The sequence below is a fragment of the Streptomyces sp. NPDC020801 genome (genome assembly GCF_044334385.1).
Classification (GTDB): Bacteria; Actinomycetota; Actinomycetes; order Streptomycetales; family Streptomycetaceae; genus Streptomyces.
On sequence record NZ_JBIRST010000001.1, the window covers coordinates 149694 to 162814 of the forward strand.

Sequence of the window (13121 nt, forward strand, 5' to 3'; positions counted from 1 at the left end):
CCATGGCTCCCATCCCTGGCTCCGGCCTCGCCAAGGGCCTGGCCGTCACCCTGCGCACGATGACGAAGAAGACCGTCACCGAGCAGTACCCGGACGCCCAGCCCGACCTCCCGCCCCGCACGCGTGGCGTCATCGGGCTGTTCGAGGAGAACTGCACGGTCTGCATGCTGTGCGCCCGCGAGTGCCCGGACTGGTGCATCTACATCGACTCCCACAAGGAGACGATCCCGGCGGCGGCCCCCGGCGGCCGTGAACGCAGCCGCAATGTCCTCGACCGCTTCGCCATCGACTTCTCCCTGTGCATGTACTGCGGTATCTGCATCGAGGTGTGTCCTTTCGACGCCCTGTTCTGGTCCCCGGAGTTCGAGTACGCCGAGACCGACATCCGCGACCTCACCCACGAGCGCGACAAGCTGCGGGAGTGGATGTGGACGGTCCCGGCTCCGCCCGCCCTCGACCCCGGCGCGGAGGAACCCAAGGAGATCGCCGCCGCCCGCAAGACCGCCGAGAAGCTGGCGGCCGCGCAGGCCGAGCAGTCCGCGCAGGCCGAGCCCCGGGAGGAAGACGCGTGAGTCCCGCTTCCTTCGCGCTGGCCACGGCTGCCACCGAAACCCACGGCTTCCTCTCCCCGACCGGCGTCGAGATCGCCTTCCTCCTCGTCGGCCTGGCCACCTTCGGCGCCGCACTCGTCACCGTGACCACCCGGCAGCTGGTGCACGCCGCCCTGTGGCTGGTGGTGGCCCTTGGTGGTCTCGCCGTCGAGTACCTCCTGCTCACGGCCGAGTTCATCGCCTGGGTGCAGGTCCTCATCTACGTCGGTTCCGTCGTCGTCCTCCTCCTGTTCGGTCTGATGCTCACCAAGGCCCCCATCGGCCGCTCCCCGGACGCCGACTCCGGCAACCGCTGGGCCGCCCTCACCGTGGCCGTTGCCGCCGCGGCCGCCCTGGTCTGGGTGGTCGTCGACGCCTTCCGCACCACCTGGATCGACTTGGACGGCGCCGCCGCCGGCTCGACGAAGGTCACCGGTGCCAGCCTTTTCCAGAACTGGGTCCTCCCCTTCGAGGCGCTGTCCGTCCTCCTTCTCGCCGCCCTGGTCGGCGCGATCGTCCTGTCCCGCAAGGCGAAGGCGGACGCGGCGGCCCCCGAGCTCCCGGGTGCCCGCGGCGGCCGGACCGCCGAGGAAGGTGTCCGCTGATGCACCTCGCCTATCCCGCCGTGCTCTCCGCCCTGCTCTTCTGCACGGGCCTGTACGGTGTCCTGGCCCGCCGCAACGCGATCCTGGTCCTGATGTCCGTCGAGCTCATGCTCAACGCGGTCAACCTCAACCTGGTCGCCTTCGACGTCTGGCTGAGCAAGGCCGCCCGCGAGACCCTGCACTCCGGCCAGGCCCTGACCCTGTTCACCATCGCCATCGCCGCCGCAGAGATCGGCATCGGCCTGGCGATCGTCCTCGCCGTGTACCGCAACCGCGGCACCTCGGACATCGACCGGCTCCGCGACGCCGCCGAGGGCCCCGGCGACGACTCCGACGACGGCCCCGGCAGCGACGCCGCCGCGATCGCGCAGGACGCTGAGAAGGCTGAGGCCACCGCGTGACCACGACCACCCTCGCCGTCCTCGTTCCTCTCCTTCCGTTCCTCGGCGCCGTGGCCGGCCTCCTCCTCGGCCGCACGGCACCCGGCTTCACCCGCCCGCTCGCCGTCCTGCCGACCCTCGCGTCCCTCGTGCTGGCCGTCCTGGTCGCCGCGGACCAGGGCGGCGGCCGGGCCGTCGACGCGGCCACCGAGCTCACGCCCACCGGCTCGGTGCCCATCGAACTCGCCCTGTACATCGATGGCTTCGCCGCTCTCGTCGCCGTCCTGGTCGGCGTCGTCGCCACCTGCGTGCAGATCTACTCGACGGGCTATCTGCGTGACGATCCGCGCTACCCCTCGTACGCCGCTCTCGTCTCCCTGTTCACCTCCGCCATGCTGCTCGTCGTCTACTCCGGCGACCTGATCGTGCTGCTGGTCGGCTGGGAAGTCATGGGCATCTGCTCCTACTTCCTGGTCGGCCACTACTGGGAGACCCCCGAGGCCCGCGCCGCCTCCATCAAGGCCTTTCTGGTCACCAAGCTCGGCGACGTCCCCTTCCTGATCGGTCTGTTCGCGCTGGGCACCGCCGCCGGGTCCTTCCAGATCACCAAGGTCCTCGGCACCGTCGCGAGCGGCGGGCTGCACCACCCGACTGTGATCGCCCTGCTGCTCCTCGCGGGCGTCGCGGGCAAGTCGGCGCAGTTCCCGCTGCACACCTGGCTCCCCGACGCCATGGCGGGCCCGACGCCCGTCTCCGCGCTGATCCACGCCGCGACGATGGTCGCCGCGGGTGTCTACTTCGTCGCCCGTCTCCTCCCCGTCTTCCAGGCATCCTCGGCCGCGATGATCGTCCTGGCCTGCATGGCCGGCGTGACGATGGCCGGCTCGGGACTCGCCGCGCTCGCCCAGGACGACATCAAGCGCGTCCTCGCCTACTCCACGATGGGCCAGCTCGGCTACATGACCGGCGCGCTCGCCGTCGGCGACCGCGGCGCGGCCGTCTTCCACCTCCTGTCCCACGGCGCCTTCAAGGCGCTGCTCTTCCTCGCGGCCGGCGTGATCATCCACGCCGCCGGCACCAACTCGCTGGCCGCCATGTCCCGCATGAGCAATCTGCGCGACCGCGTCCCGGACGCCTACTGGACGATGACCGTGGCGCTCCTCGCGCTCGCCGCGATCCCTCCCTTCAGCGGCTTCTTCTCCAAGGAGTCCGTCCTCGGCGCCGCAGAGCACGTCGCCACCGGCCACACCGGCCGCGCCCCCGGCGCGGCGGGCTGGATCGTCCTCGTCACCGGCCTCCTCACCGCTCTGCTCACCGCCGCGTACGCGATGCGCCTGTGGCTGCTGGCCTTCCGCGGCCGGGGCGCCGAGGCCCCCGACCACGGCAAGCAGCCCCTGGTCATGAACGCCGTGCTCTGGGTGCTCGCCGTACCGTCCCTCGCCTTCGGCGGCCTCGCGTTCCGCGTGCTGCCCGACTGGTTCGACGGTCTCGGTCTCGCCCCGACCCTGACCACCTCCGTCCTCGGCACGGGCCTGGCCCTGGCCGGCGGCATCGTCAGCTACGGCGCCTGGCGGCACACCACCGCGCTCGCGGCCCGCGTCCCGCCCCCAAGCTCTCGGCTTCCCTCGAGCAGGGGGTACCCCCTTGGCGCGGTCGCGGCCCACCCGGAGGCCGGCGCCGGAATCGTCGAGGCCGAGGCCATCGCCAGCCACAAGCCGGCCTACGGGGACATCGCCTACGCTCCCGACCCCGCGGACCCCGGACGGCTGCTGCTCGGTCCGCTGCACCGCCCCGCGGCCGCCGGCTTCCACCTCGACACCGTGTACGCGGCCCTCTTCGTCCGCCCGATCCTGGCCGGAGCGAGTCTCGTGCGGTTCCTCGACCGGGAGGTCGTCGAGACCTACGTACACGGTGCGGCGGCCGTACCCCGGCTGCTCGGGGCCGCCGTACGGCGGGCCCAGACCGGCAATGTGCAGACCTATGTGAGCGCGCTGCTCGCCGGCACCGTCGTCCTGGCGGTCGCCGTCGTCCTCGTCGCCGCGGGAGCGTGAGCAGGCGTGATCGATATCAGCGAGTCCGTGATGCAGTTCCTTCTGGCATTCGTCGTAGTCGGCCCGCTCCTCGGGGCGCTCGCCGCTCTCCTGCCCGCGCCCCCCGGACTGAAGGGGAAGTCGCCCGAGCAGGCCGTACTCCGGCACGGTGTGACCGTCACCGGCGCGGTCCTCGTCGCCACGTTCGTCCTCGCGCTCGGCTTCGACCACGACCACCCGTCGAAGATGCAGGCCACGACCGACATCAGCTGGATCCCCGCACTCCACGTGCGCATCCACCTCGGCATCGACGGCATCTCCCTCCCCCTCGTCGTCCTGACCGCGCTGCTGACCTTCCTCTGCGCGCTGTACTCCTACTTCAAGACACCTGCGGGACCCACCCCGAAGGCCTTCGTCGCGCTGGTGCTCCTCCTCGAGTCCGGCACCCTCGCGACCTTCTCCGTCCTCGATCTGCTGCTGTTCTTCCTCGCGTTCGAGACGGTGCTCATCCCGATGTACTTCCTCATCGCCCGCTGGGGCGGCGAGGGCCGCCAGGCCGCGGCCTGGCGGTTCATCCTCTACACCCTGCTCGGCTCGGTCGTCATGCTGCTCGGCCTGCTCCTGATCGGGATCAAGGCCGGCACATTCGACATGGTCGCACTCGCCACTGACAACGGCCGGTCACTGACCGCATCCGTGCAGGTCATCGCCGTTCTGGCGATCGGGATCGGGCTCGCGGTCAAGACGCCGATGTGGCCGCTGCACAGCTGGCTGCCGGACGCCCACACCGCAGCGCCGACCGTCGGCTCGGTCCTGCTGGCCGGTGTCCTGTTGAAGATGGGTACGTACGGATTCGTCCGGATTCTGCTGCCGGTCGCTCCGCACGGCTTCCACACCTTCGCTCCCTACCTCGCCGCCCTCGCCGTCGTCGGGATCATCTACGGATCCCTGGCCTGCCTCGCCCTCGCCAAACGCGGCGCCAAGGGCGACCTCAAACGACTCATCGCCTACTCCTCCGTGGGCCACATGGGCTTCGTGCTCCTCGGTATCGCCACGACGACCCCGACGGGTGTGAACGGCGCACTGTTCGCCAACATCGCCCACGGCCTCATCACCGGCCTGCTCTTCTTCCTGGTCGGCGCGCTCAAGGACCGCACCGGCACCACCGACCTCGACACGCTGGCCCTCCAGTCGCCCGGCCACCGCCCCTCAACGAGCGGCTCCGCCGCGCCGGATCCATTCGAGTCGGGGGCCGCGCTGTACGGCAAGGCGCCGCGCCTGGGCGGCCTGCTCGCCTTCGGCGCGGTCGCCTCGCTCGGACTGCCGGGCCTGGCCGGCTTCTGGGGCGAGATGCTCGCCCTGTTCGGCGCGTTCAAGCCCGCCGCCGATCTCAGCCGGCCCGCCTTCCTCACGTTCATGGCGATCGGCGCGTTCGGCACCCTGCTGACCGCCGCCTACATGCTCGTCGTGGTCCGCCGGGTCTGCATGGGCACGCCGGCGCAGGACGCTCCACAACTGGCCGACGTCCGCAGTTACGAGTTCGCGGCCTGGACCCCACTGGTGGTTCTCACCGTCGTCGCCGGGCTCTGGCCGAAGGCCCTGCTCGGGCTCACCGACCCGGCCGTGCAGCAGCTCCTCGCAGGAGGCACCCGATGAGCGCCCTGGCCCAGCCACTGGCAGCGTCGGCGGTCCAGTCCGTCGACTGGCTCGCCATCGCGCCGCCAACCCTCACCGCGGTGGCCGCCCTCGTGGCGCTCGTCGCCGACCTCTTCCTGCCCGAGGCGCGCAAGCCCGTCCTCGGCTGGATCTCGGTCGCCGGGCTCGCCGCCTCCGCGCTGTTGCTGCTGCCCCTCCTCGACGGCGACCGCAGCACCTTCTGCCTGGCCGGCCACCCCGACGTCTGCAGCTACACCGCGGACCACTTCACCCTCGTCATCCAGTTCCTGGTCCTCGGCGGCGCCCTCCTCGCCGCCCTGCTGTCCGTCACCGCGCTGAAGGACGCGCGCGGGGGACTCCCCGAGGGGGAGTACTGGTTCCTGCTGCTGTCCTCCGCCGCCGGAGCCGCACTCCTGCCCGCCTCCCGCGACCTGGCCACACTCATCGTCGCCCTGGAGGTCGCCTCCCTGCCCGCCTTCGCCCTCGTCGGCCTGAGGCACGGCGACCGGAAGTCCTCCGACGCGGCCCTGAAGTTCTTCCTGTCGTCGGTCACCGCCACCGCCGTCAGCCTGATGGGCATCAGCTTCGTCTACGCCTCCACCGGCACCCTCTACCTCACCCAGGTCGCCGACCGCCTCCAGCACGTCGACGGACAGCTCCACACCCTCGCCCAGACCGGTGTCGTCCTCACCCTCGTCGGCTTCGCCTTCAAGACCGCCGCCGTCCCCTTCCATTTCTGGGTGCCCGACACCTATGTGGGCGCGCCCCTGCCGATCGCCGCCTACCTGTCGGTCGTCGGCAAGGCGGTCGGCTTCACCGGCCTGATCCTCGTCACCGTCGTCGCCTTCCCGTCGTACGCCGGCGTCTGGGGCCCCGCGCTCGCCGCGCTCGCCGCGCTCACCATGACCGTCGGTAACGTCGGTGCCCTCCGCCAGCAGGCCACGCGCGCGTACAGCGCGGTCCGGCTGCTCGCCTGGTCCTCCGTCGGTCAGGCCGGATACCTCCTGGTGCCGATCGCCGCGGCCGGGTACTCCAAGGACGCCCAGAAGGCGATCGGCTCCACCGTGGCGTACGCCCTCATGTACGCCGCCGTGAACCTCGGCGCCTTCGCCGTGGCCGCGCTCGTGGGCCGCACCAGGACCCGCAACCGCATCACCGACTACCGCGGCCTGTACGCCACGAACCCCCTGACCGCCCTCCTCATGGCCTTCTTCCTGCTGTGCCTGGCCGGGCTGCCCCCGGGTGTCATCGGCCTCTTCGCGAAGGTCACCGTCTTCTCCGCGGCCGTCGGCGCCGGACTCGGCTGGCTCGCCGTCGTCATGGCGGTCAACGTCGTCATCGCGCTGTTCTACTACCTCCAGTGGACGGCCCTGCTGTTCCGTGCCCCCGTGGGCGAACCCGTCCGGCACCGCGCGCCGGCCCCCCTCACGGCTGCCATCACCTTGACGGCCGTCCTCGGCATCGTCCTCTCCGGCGCCCCCCAACTGGTGCTGCGCTTCGCGGGCAGCGGCCTGTTCTGAACCCCGGGCGTCAGGACCCGCGCGTGGGGCACTCGACCGCCACGCGCGCGTGCCGCCCGGTGCCCCGCTCACCCGGACGGCCCGCGCGCCTTCGCACGCACCAGGGAACCAGGGGCTCTCGCCTGGCGTTGACCAGTACGGAAGGGTCCACTGGACGTGACACCACGACACGTCACGACACCAGTGGCACCGCACAGCAGCAAGCGAAGGGTTCCCCTGCCGCACCACTTGGAGGGCGTACCGTGCACCGCCGGCACAACGGGCTCAGGACCGCAGTACTCCTCGGGGGACTGTCCGCACTCATCATCGTCATCGGCAGCTTCTTCGGCCGCACCGGCCTGATCGTCGCGGTCCTCGTCGCCATCGGCACCAACGCGTACGCGTACTGGAACAGCGACAAGCTGGCCCTCCGCGCGATGCGCGCCCGCCCGGTCAGCGAGTTCGAGGCCCCGGCGCTCTACCGGATGGTCCGCGAGCTCTCCACCCAGGCCCGCCAGCCCATGCCCCGCCTGTACATCTCCCCGACGGAGGCACCGAACGCCTTCGCGACCGGCCGCAACCCGCGCAACGCCGCCGTGTGCTGCACGGAGGGCATCCTGCGCATCCTGGACGAGCGCGAACTGCGCGGGGTCATCGGCCACGAACTCAGCCACGTCTACAACCGCGACATCCTGATCTCCTCCGTCGCCGGCGCCCTCGCCTCCGTGATCATGTTCCTGGTCAACTTCGCCTGGCTGATCCCCATCGGCCGCTCGGACGACGACGACGGCCCCGGCTTCGTCGGCCTGCTGCTGATCATGATTCTCGGCCCGCTCGCGGCCACGGTCATCCAACTGGCCATCAGCCGCTCACGGGAGTACGAGGCCGACGCGTCCGGCGCTCGAATCACCGGCGACCCGCTCGCCCTCGCCGGCGCCCTGCGCAAGCTCGAAGTGGGCACCCAGCAGCTCCCGCTGCCCCCCGAGCCGCGCATCGAGACCGCGAGCCACATGATGATCGCGAACCCCTTCCGCCCGGGCCAGGGCCTTTCGAAGATGTTCTCCACGCACCCGCCCATGGCGGAGCGGATCGCCCGACTCGAACAGATGGCAGGTCGCCACCAATGAAAACAATCCTCAACCTCATCTGGCTGGTCCTCAGCGGCTTCTGGCTGTTCCTCGGCTACCTCCTCGCCGGTGTGCTCCTGTGCATCACGGTGATCGGCATTCCGTTCGGCATCGCTTCGTTCCGAATCGGCGTCTACGCCCTGTGGCCCTTCGGGTACACCACGGTCGAGCGCCCTGACGCGGGCGCCCCGTCCTGCGTCGGCAACGTCCTGTGGCTGCTGCTCGCGGGCTGGTGGCTGGCGCTGACCCACATCGTCACGGGCATCGCGCTGTGCGTCACGATCATCGGCATCCCGTTCGGCATCGCCAACTTCAAACTGATCCCGGTCTCGCTGCTCCCGCTGGGCCGTGAAATCGTGCGCACGGACGAGCCGTTCGCCACGCGCTGACGGGCCCGTCGTCCACAACGCACGAGTTGTCCACAGGCCGGACCGGTTGTCAGTGGCGGCCTGCATGATGAACCCATGACCGAGCACGAGCAGTTGCTGACACGGGTGGCGGCCAAGGCCCGCGACACCCGTCCGTGGGGCTGGACTTCTCTTCCCGCCCCCGTGGACGCGGCCACGCTGTCCCGCGCCGAGGCGGCGCTGGGCTTCCGGCTGCCCCCGTTGCTCGCTGGTCTGTACGTGCGGATAGGCGACGGCGGCTTCGGCCCGGAGTACGGCCTGCTGCCCCTGCTCGACAGCCCGCCGGCCGGTGAGCCGGCCGCTGTCACCCAGTACCTCGCCAACCGTGCGCAGGGCAGCGAGGACCCCGACTGGCCCTGGCCCGAGGGAGTGCTGCCGATATCCCACTGGGGCTGCGCGATGTACGCGTGTGTGGACTGCCGCTCCCCGGAAGCCACCGTGCTCCTCTTCGAGCCCAACCCCGGCGACCCGGACCGCGCCTGGTACGTGGACGCCGCCGGCCTCGCCGACTGGCTGCAGGCCTGGGTCGACGGCACCGGCTGGTACGACGAGGCGGGCGAGGAGTTCGAGATGGCGCCCTGGACGGAGTTCCGCATACGCACGGCATCTGCCAAGGCCTGACCGGTGGAGCGCGCACACACGGGTGGCTACCGCGCCGCCACCCACTGCCTCACGCCGTAGACGGCCGCGCCCACCGCAACGACCCCTGCGCCCACCACCACGGAGATCCAGGGCAGCGCGAAGGCCAGCGTCACGCACCCGATGAACCCCACCACCGGAGCCACCCGGCGGGCCGGGGCCGGATCGAGGGTCCAGGCCGAGGCGTTGGCCACCGCGTAGTACGCCAGCACACCGAAGGAGGAGAAGCCGATCGCGCCCCGGACGTCCACCGTGGCGGCCAGGACGGCGACCACCGCGCCCACGGCCGGCTCCGCCCGGTGCGGAACCTGGAAGCGGGGGTGCACGGCGGCCAGCGCACCCGGCAGATGCCGGTCGCGGGCCATCGCCAGCGTGGTCCGCGACACGCCCAGGATCAGGGCGAGCAGCGACCCCAGCGCGGCCACGGCGGCACCGGCCCGCACCACCGGCGCCAGCCCCGGCACCCCCGCCACCCGCACGGCGTCGGCCAGCGGTGCGGCCGCGTGCCCGAGCCCGTCCGAGCCCAGCACGGAAAGGACAGCCACCGCCACACACACGTACACGGCCAGCGTGATCCCCAGGGCGAGCGGGATCGCGCGGGGGATGGTCCGCGCCGGGTCCCGTACCTCCTCGCCGAGGGTCGCGATCCGCGCGTACCCGGCGAACGCGAAGAAGAGCAGCCCGGCCGCCTGCAGTACACCGCCGGCGCCCGCCGAGCCGCCGATGGCCAGCCGCCCGGCGTCAAAGGCACCGGAGCCCAGACACGCCACGACCACGGAAGCGAGGACCGCCAGGACCACCGCCACGATCACCCGCGTCAGCCAGGCGGACTTCTGGATGCCGCCGTAGTTCACCGCGGTCAGCGCCACCACGGCGGCCACCGCCACCGCGTGCGCCTGCCCCGGCCACACGTACGCGCCCACGGTGAGCGCCATCGCCGCACAGGAGGCGGTCTTGCCGACCACGAACGCCCAGCCCGCGAGATAGCCCCAGAACACCCCGAGCCGCTCGCGCCCGTACACATAAGTGCCGCCCGAGGCCGGATAGCGGGCGGCCAGCCGGGCCGAGGAGGTGGCGTTGCAATAGGCGATCACGGCGGCGACCGCGAGACCGGCCAGCAGCCCGGAGCCGGCCGCGCGTGCCGCCGGGCCCAGGGCGGCGAAGATCCCGGCCCCGATCATCGAACCGAGCCCGATGACCACGGCGTCCCCGACCCCCAGGGTGCGCCGCAGCTCGGGGACGGACGCGGGCGTGGCAGCGGAGCGTGTCATGGCCGGAACCCTACTGACCGGTGCAACCACCGGGTGTGGCCATGACGTCCTGTTCATCAACACGGTACGAACAGTCGTGTGGTGGGAACGATCATCGGCACGACGAGAGACGCATGGCCTGCGGGCACAGCCTGTCCGGACCGGAATCACAGCGCCGGGACAGTGCAGGCACAGCGTGGAAGGGCAGGTTCAGGGCATGGGCATCATCAGCTGGATCATCCTCGGGCTGTTGGCCGGGGCCATCGCGAAGTTCCTGTTGCCGGGCCGCGATCCGGGCGGTTTCATCGGCACGACCCTCATCGGTGTCGCGGGCGCCTTCATCGGCGGCTGGATCTCGGCCCGTTGGCTGCACCACCCGATCTCCAAGCACTTCTACGACGGCGCCACGTGGGCCGCGGCGATCGGCGGCTCCCTCGTGCTGCTGATCGCCTACCGCATCCTCTTCGGCAATTCGCGCGACTGAGCGCACCCCGGCCAGCCGCCGGCAGGCGAGAAGGGTGGGCACCGCCCGGGTGCCCACCCTCCCTCATACCCACCTCGTACCCACCTCGTACTCACGCGTCCCCGCGCCCCACGGGCGCGGGATACGGGGTACGCGGTACGAACCGCGGGGTGCGGGTGACCTACCGGTAGTTCACGAACTGCAGCGCGAAGTCGAAGTCCTGGCCCTTCAGGAGGGCGATCACGGCCTGCAGGTCGTCGCGGCTCTTGGAGCTGACGCGGAGCTCGTCACCCTGGACCTGGGCCTTCACGCCCTTGGGGCCCTCGTCGCGGATGAGCTTGGCCACCTTCTTCGCGTTCTCCTGGGAGATGCCCTCCTGAATCGACGCGAACAGCTTGTACTCCTTGCCGGAGAGCTGGGGCTCGCCCGCGTCCAGGGCCTTCAGCGAGATGCCGCGCTTGATCAGCTTGGACTGGAAGACGTCGAGGACTGCCTTCACCCGGTCCTCGGAGTTCGCCTCCATGAGGATCTTGTCACCGGACCACGAGATCGAGGCACCCACGCCCTTGAAGTCGTAGCGCTGCGAGATCTCCTTGGCGGCCTGGTTGAGGGCGTTGTCGACCTCCTGCCGCTCGACCTTCGAGACGATGTCGAAACTGGAGTCGGCCATGTCCTGTGGCTCCTTGTATCGGGGTGTGTCGGTGAGTTTCAGGTGCGTGCCGGCGGGCGTGGGGAGGCCGCCGGGCCCGGCCTTCGGATGCCGGGCCGCATCCGCACAAGCCTAGCCACCCGCCGACGCCGAGGCGCCGATCAATCGGGTGGCGAAGCACCCCTGCGTATCGGGTATTGTTTACGTCGTTGCCAGGGAGCACCGCCGGAAGGCGGTCCGACCGGCATCAACCCCCGGCGGTGTGCCCGAGCGGCCAAAGGGAGCAGACTGTAAATCTGCCGGCTCAGCCTTCCCAGGTTCGAATCCTGGCGCCGCCACGCTGAGAGAGACCCCCTCCGAACTGCGGAAACGCAGAGCGGAGGGGGTCTCTTCGTGCGCGCAGGTCCCGCCGGCCTCGGCCGGTCGCATCCGCAGGCGCACCCGCCCAGGGACCAGGTGGCGATGGGGGCACGCCGGTGCGACCTGGGCACGCCGCCGGCGCCGGCCATCCGCGTGGTCCACTCGTCCACGTATCGCAGCCCGGTCTCCGGGCTGCCCGGGGTGGCAGGCGGCAGAGTGGAGCCGTGAGCTCCAGCGAGGCAGGCTTGGTGCATGAGGTCGCTCTTGCGCTCACCCCTTCTGCCAGGAGCAGCCAGTCGTAACCGGGTCCTCTTCACACTGATGCAGTGTGTGCCCTTCCTGATCGCGCTGGCCGTGCTGGTCATCGAGCTCACGCCTGCGCACTTCATCTACACCGGCCCCTTCCTCACCGCGGTCCCGGCGCTGGCGGCAGTGACGATGGGGCCCAAGGGCACCACCGCGGCGGCGGCTCTCGCGCTGGCGATCAGCGTGACCACCGCGACCTACAACGAGGCCTGGGGCACCCTGCAGGTCTACACCAATTTCCTGGCCCTGGCCCTGGTCTCCGTGGCTGGATTCATCACCAGCAGCGCCGTGCAGACGCGCAGGCGGAGAGAGCTCGACCAGGTCCGCCGGATCGCCGTGGCGGCCCAGGAGGTCGTGCTGCGGCCCGTACCCGCGCGCCTGGGCCCGGTGTTGGCGGGCAGCCTGTGCCTTGCGGCCGGGACGGGGGCACGGGTGGGCGGCGATCTGTACGAGGCCGTGCAGACGCGGTACGGCGTCCGGATGATCGTGGGGGACGTCCGGGGCAAGGGGCTGTCCGCGGTGCGAGCCGTGGCGGTGGCGTTGGGCGCGTTCCGGGAAGCCGTGCACTACGAGGATGAGCTGGTGGAGGTCATGAACCGCTGCGCGGCTGCGCTGCGACGGGAAGTCGCGGTGCCGGGTGCGTACGATCCGGAAGTTCTGCTGGAGGGGTTCACCACGGCGCTCATCGCGCAGGTGCCGGACGAACCCGTGGTGCAGCTGGTCAACCGTGGGCATCCGCCACCGCTGCTGCTGCACCGGGGCAGGGCTGTGACACTGATGCCGCCCTCGCCGTTGCCGCCTCTCGGCCTCGAGGACCTCACCACCGACCTCCCCGCCAAGCCTGAGAGCTATCCGTTCCTCCCCGGTGACCGTCTGCTGCTCTACACCGACGGCGTGATCGAGGCCCGCAACCGCGACAACGAGTTCTTCGCCCTGCCGGAGGCCATGGAGGGGATACGCGTCGGCGCCACTCCACCGGAATTCCTGGACCAACTGCACCAGGCGCTGATCCGCCATACCGGGGGCGACCTCGCGGACGATGTGGCGATGATCCTCGCCGACCGGCTCAACGGCGGACGTGGGGGCCAGGGCGTTGCCGGCTCCATGCCGGAGCCACCTTCCGGTGGGGCGGACGCGGGGTAGCGGTCGTGGGGCAGCGG

General features: G+C 71.0%; 13 protein-coding genes and 1 tRNA gene. 12 read left to right on the plus strand and 2 right to left on the minus strand.

The window, feature by feature from the left end; translation table 11 throughout:
* Nucleotides 1-2 precede the first annotated feature (2 nt).
* From ACH4UM_RS00705 to ACH4UM_RS00745, 9 genes are all read left to right on the plus strand, one after another.
* Entirely contained in the window at nucleotides 3-572 is a 570-nt protein-coding gene (locus tag ACH4UM_RS00705; protein WP_398172093.1) for a NuoI/complex I 23 kDa subunit family protein, read from the plus strand.
* Nucleotides 569-1195, plus strand: coding sequence for an NADH-quinone oxidoreductase subunit J (locus tag ACH4UM_RS00710; RefSeq protein ID WP_398172095.1), 627 nt, complete (start codon nucleotides 569-571; stop codon nucleotides 1193-1195). The genes ACH4UM_RS00705 and ACH4UM_RS00710 overlap by 4 nt, the downstream gene beginning before the upstream one ends.
* Nucleotides 1195-1596 carry an NADH-quinone oxidoreductase subunit NuoK gene (gene nuoK / locus ACH4UM_RS00715; protein WP_398172097.1) on the plus strand — a complete coding sequence of 134 codons (402 nt, stop codon included), beginning with the start codon at nucleotides 1195-1197 and terminating at the stop codon, nucleotides 1594-1596. The genes ACH4UM_RS00710 and nuoK overlap by 1 nt, the downstream gene beginning before the upstream one ends.
* Nucleotides 1593-3626: an NADH-quinone oxidoreductase subunit L gene (locus tag ACH4UM_RS00720; RefSeq protein ID WP_398172099.1), complete on the plus strand. Its 2034-nt coding sequence runs from the start codon at nucleotides 1593-1595 to the stop codon at nucleotides 3624-3626. Before nuoK ends, ACH4UM_RS00720 begins: the two co-directional genes overlap by 4 nt.
* 6 nt (nucleotides 3627-3632) lie before the next feature.
* Nucleotides 3633-5261, plus strand: coding sequence for a NuoM family protein (locus tag ACH4UM_RS00725; RefSeq protein WP_398172101.1), 1629 nt, complete (start codon nucleotides 3633-3635; stop codon nucleotides 5259-5261).
* Nucleotides 5258-6781, plus strand: a complete 1524-nt coding sequence (locus tag ACH4UM_RS00730) for an NADH-quinone oxidoreductase subunit N (protein WP_398172103.1) — start codon at nucleotides 5258-5260, stop codon at nucleotides 6779-6781. Before ACH4UM_RS00725 ends, ACH4UM_RS00730 begins: the two co-directional genes overlap by 4 nt.
* Before the next feature lie 242 nt (nucleotides 6782-7023).
* The gene (htpX, locus tag ACH4UM_RS00735; protein WP_398172105.1) at nucleotides 7024-7887 is read left to right on the plus strand and encodes a zinc metalloprotease HtpX; all 864 of its coding nucleotides are present in this window, start codon (nucleotides 7024-7026) and stop codon (nucleotides 7885-7887) included.
* Nucleotides 7884-8276, plus strand: a complete 393-nt coding sequence (locus ACH4UM_RS00740; protein WP_398172107.1) for a YccF domain-containing protein — start codon at nucleotides 7884-7886, stop codon at nucleotides 8274-8276. Before htpX ends, ACH4UM_RS00740 begins: the two co-directional genes overlap by 4 nt.
* 75 nt (nucleotides 8277-8351) lie before the next feature.
* On the plus strand, nucleotides 8352-8915 hold the full coding sequence (locus ACH4UM_RS00745; protein WP_398172109.1) for an SMI1/KNR4 family protein: 564 nt from the start codon (nucleotides 8352-8354) through the stop codon (nucleotides 8913-8915).
* A 26-nt stretch (nucleotides 8916-8941) separates the two neighbouring features.
* On the opposite strand, the gene ACH4UM_RS00750 is transcribed toward ACH4UM_RS00745, so the two are convergent.
* Nucleotides 8942-10204, minus strand: a complete 1263-nt coding sequence (locus ACH4UM_RS00750; RefSeq protein WP_398172110.1) for an APC family permease — start codon at nucleotides 10202-10204, stop codon at nucleotides 8942-8944.
* Between the two features lie 196 nt (nucleotides 10205-10400).
* On the opposite strand from ACH4UM_RS00750, the gene ACH4UM_RS00755 reads away from it, so the two are divergent.
* Nucleotides 10401-10667 (plus strand): GlsB/YeaQ/YmgE family stress response membrane protein, encoded by a 267-nt coding sequence (locus ACH4UM_RS00755; protein ID WP_398172112.1) that lies wholly within the window; start codon nucleotides 10401-10403, stop codon nucleotides 10665-10667.
* A 160-nt stretch (nucleotides 10668-10827) separates the two neighbouring features.
* On the opposite strand, the gene ACH4UM_RS00760 is transcribed toward ACH4UM_RS00755, so the two are convergent.
* Nucleotides 10828-11316, minus strand: coding sequence for a YajQ family cyclic di-GMP-binding protein (locus ACH4UM_RS00760; protein ID WP_398172114.1), 489 nt, complete (start codon nucleotides 11314-11316; stop codon nucleotides 10828-10830).
* A gap of 235 nt (nucleotides 11317-11551) precedes the next feature.
* On the opposite strand from ACH4UM_RS00760, the gene ACH4UM_RS00765 reads away from it, so the two are divergent.
* Nucleotides 11552-11633: transfer RNA gene (locus tag ACH4UM_RS00765), tRNA-Tyr, on the plus strand.
* 343 nt (nucleotides 11634-11976) lie between these two features.
* Nucleotides 11977-13104 (plus strand): PP2C family protein-serine/threonine phosphatase, encoded by a 1128-nt coding sequence (locus ACH4UM_RS00770; protein ID WP_398172116.1) that lies wholly within the window; start codon nucleotides 11977-11979, stop codon nucleotides 13102-13104.
* Nucleotides 13105-13121 lie beyond the last annotated feature (17 nt).

Bases quoted from the DNA above. Each gene is read 5' to 3' on its own strand.
- ACH4UM_RS00705 (WP_398172093.1), top strand. From the start codon at position 3: ATGGCTCCCATCCCTGGCTCCGGCCTCGCCAAGGGCCTGGCCGTCACC.
- nuoK (WP_398172097.1), top strand. From the start codon at position 1,195: ATGCACCTCGCCTATCCCGCCGTGCTCTCCGCCCTGCTCTTCTGCACG.
- ACH4UM_RS00730 (WP_398172103.1), top strand. From the start codon at position 5,258: ATGAGCGCCCTGGCCCAGCCACTGGCAGCGTCGGCGGTCCAGTCCGTC.
- ACH4UM_RS00740 (WP_398172107.1), top strand. From the start codon at position 7,884: ATGAAAACAATCCTCAACCTCATCTGGCTGGTCCTCAGCGGCTTCTGG.
- ACH4UM_RS00745 (WP_398172109.1), top strand. From the start codon at position 8,352: ATGACCGAGCACGAGCAGTTGCTGACACGGGTGGCGGCCAAGGCCCGC.
- ACH4UM_RS00750 (WP_398172110.1), bottom strand. From the start codon at position 10,204: ATGACACGCTCCGCTGCCACGCCCGCGTCCGTCCCCGAGCTGCGGCGC.
- ACH4UM_RS00755 (WP_398172112.1), top strand. From the start codon at position 10,401: ATGGGCATCATCAGCTGGATCATCCTCGGGCTGTTGGCCGGGGCCATC.
- ACH4UM_RS00760 (WP_398172114.1), bottom strand. From the start codon at position 11,316: ATGGCCGACTCCAGTTTCGACATCGTCTCGAAGGTCGAGCGGCAGGAG.
- ACH4UM_RS00770 (WP_398172116.1), top strand. From the start codon at position 11,977: ATGCAGTGTGTGCCCTTCCTGATCGCGCTGGCCGTGCTGGTCATCGAG.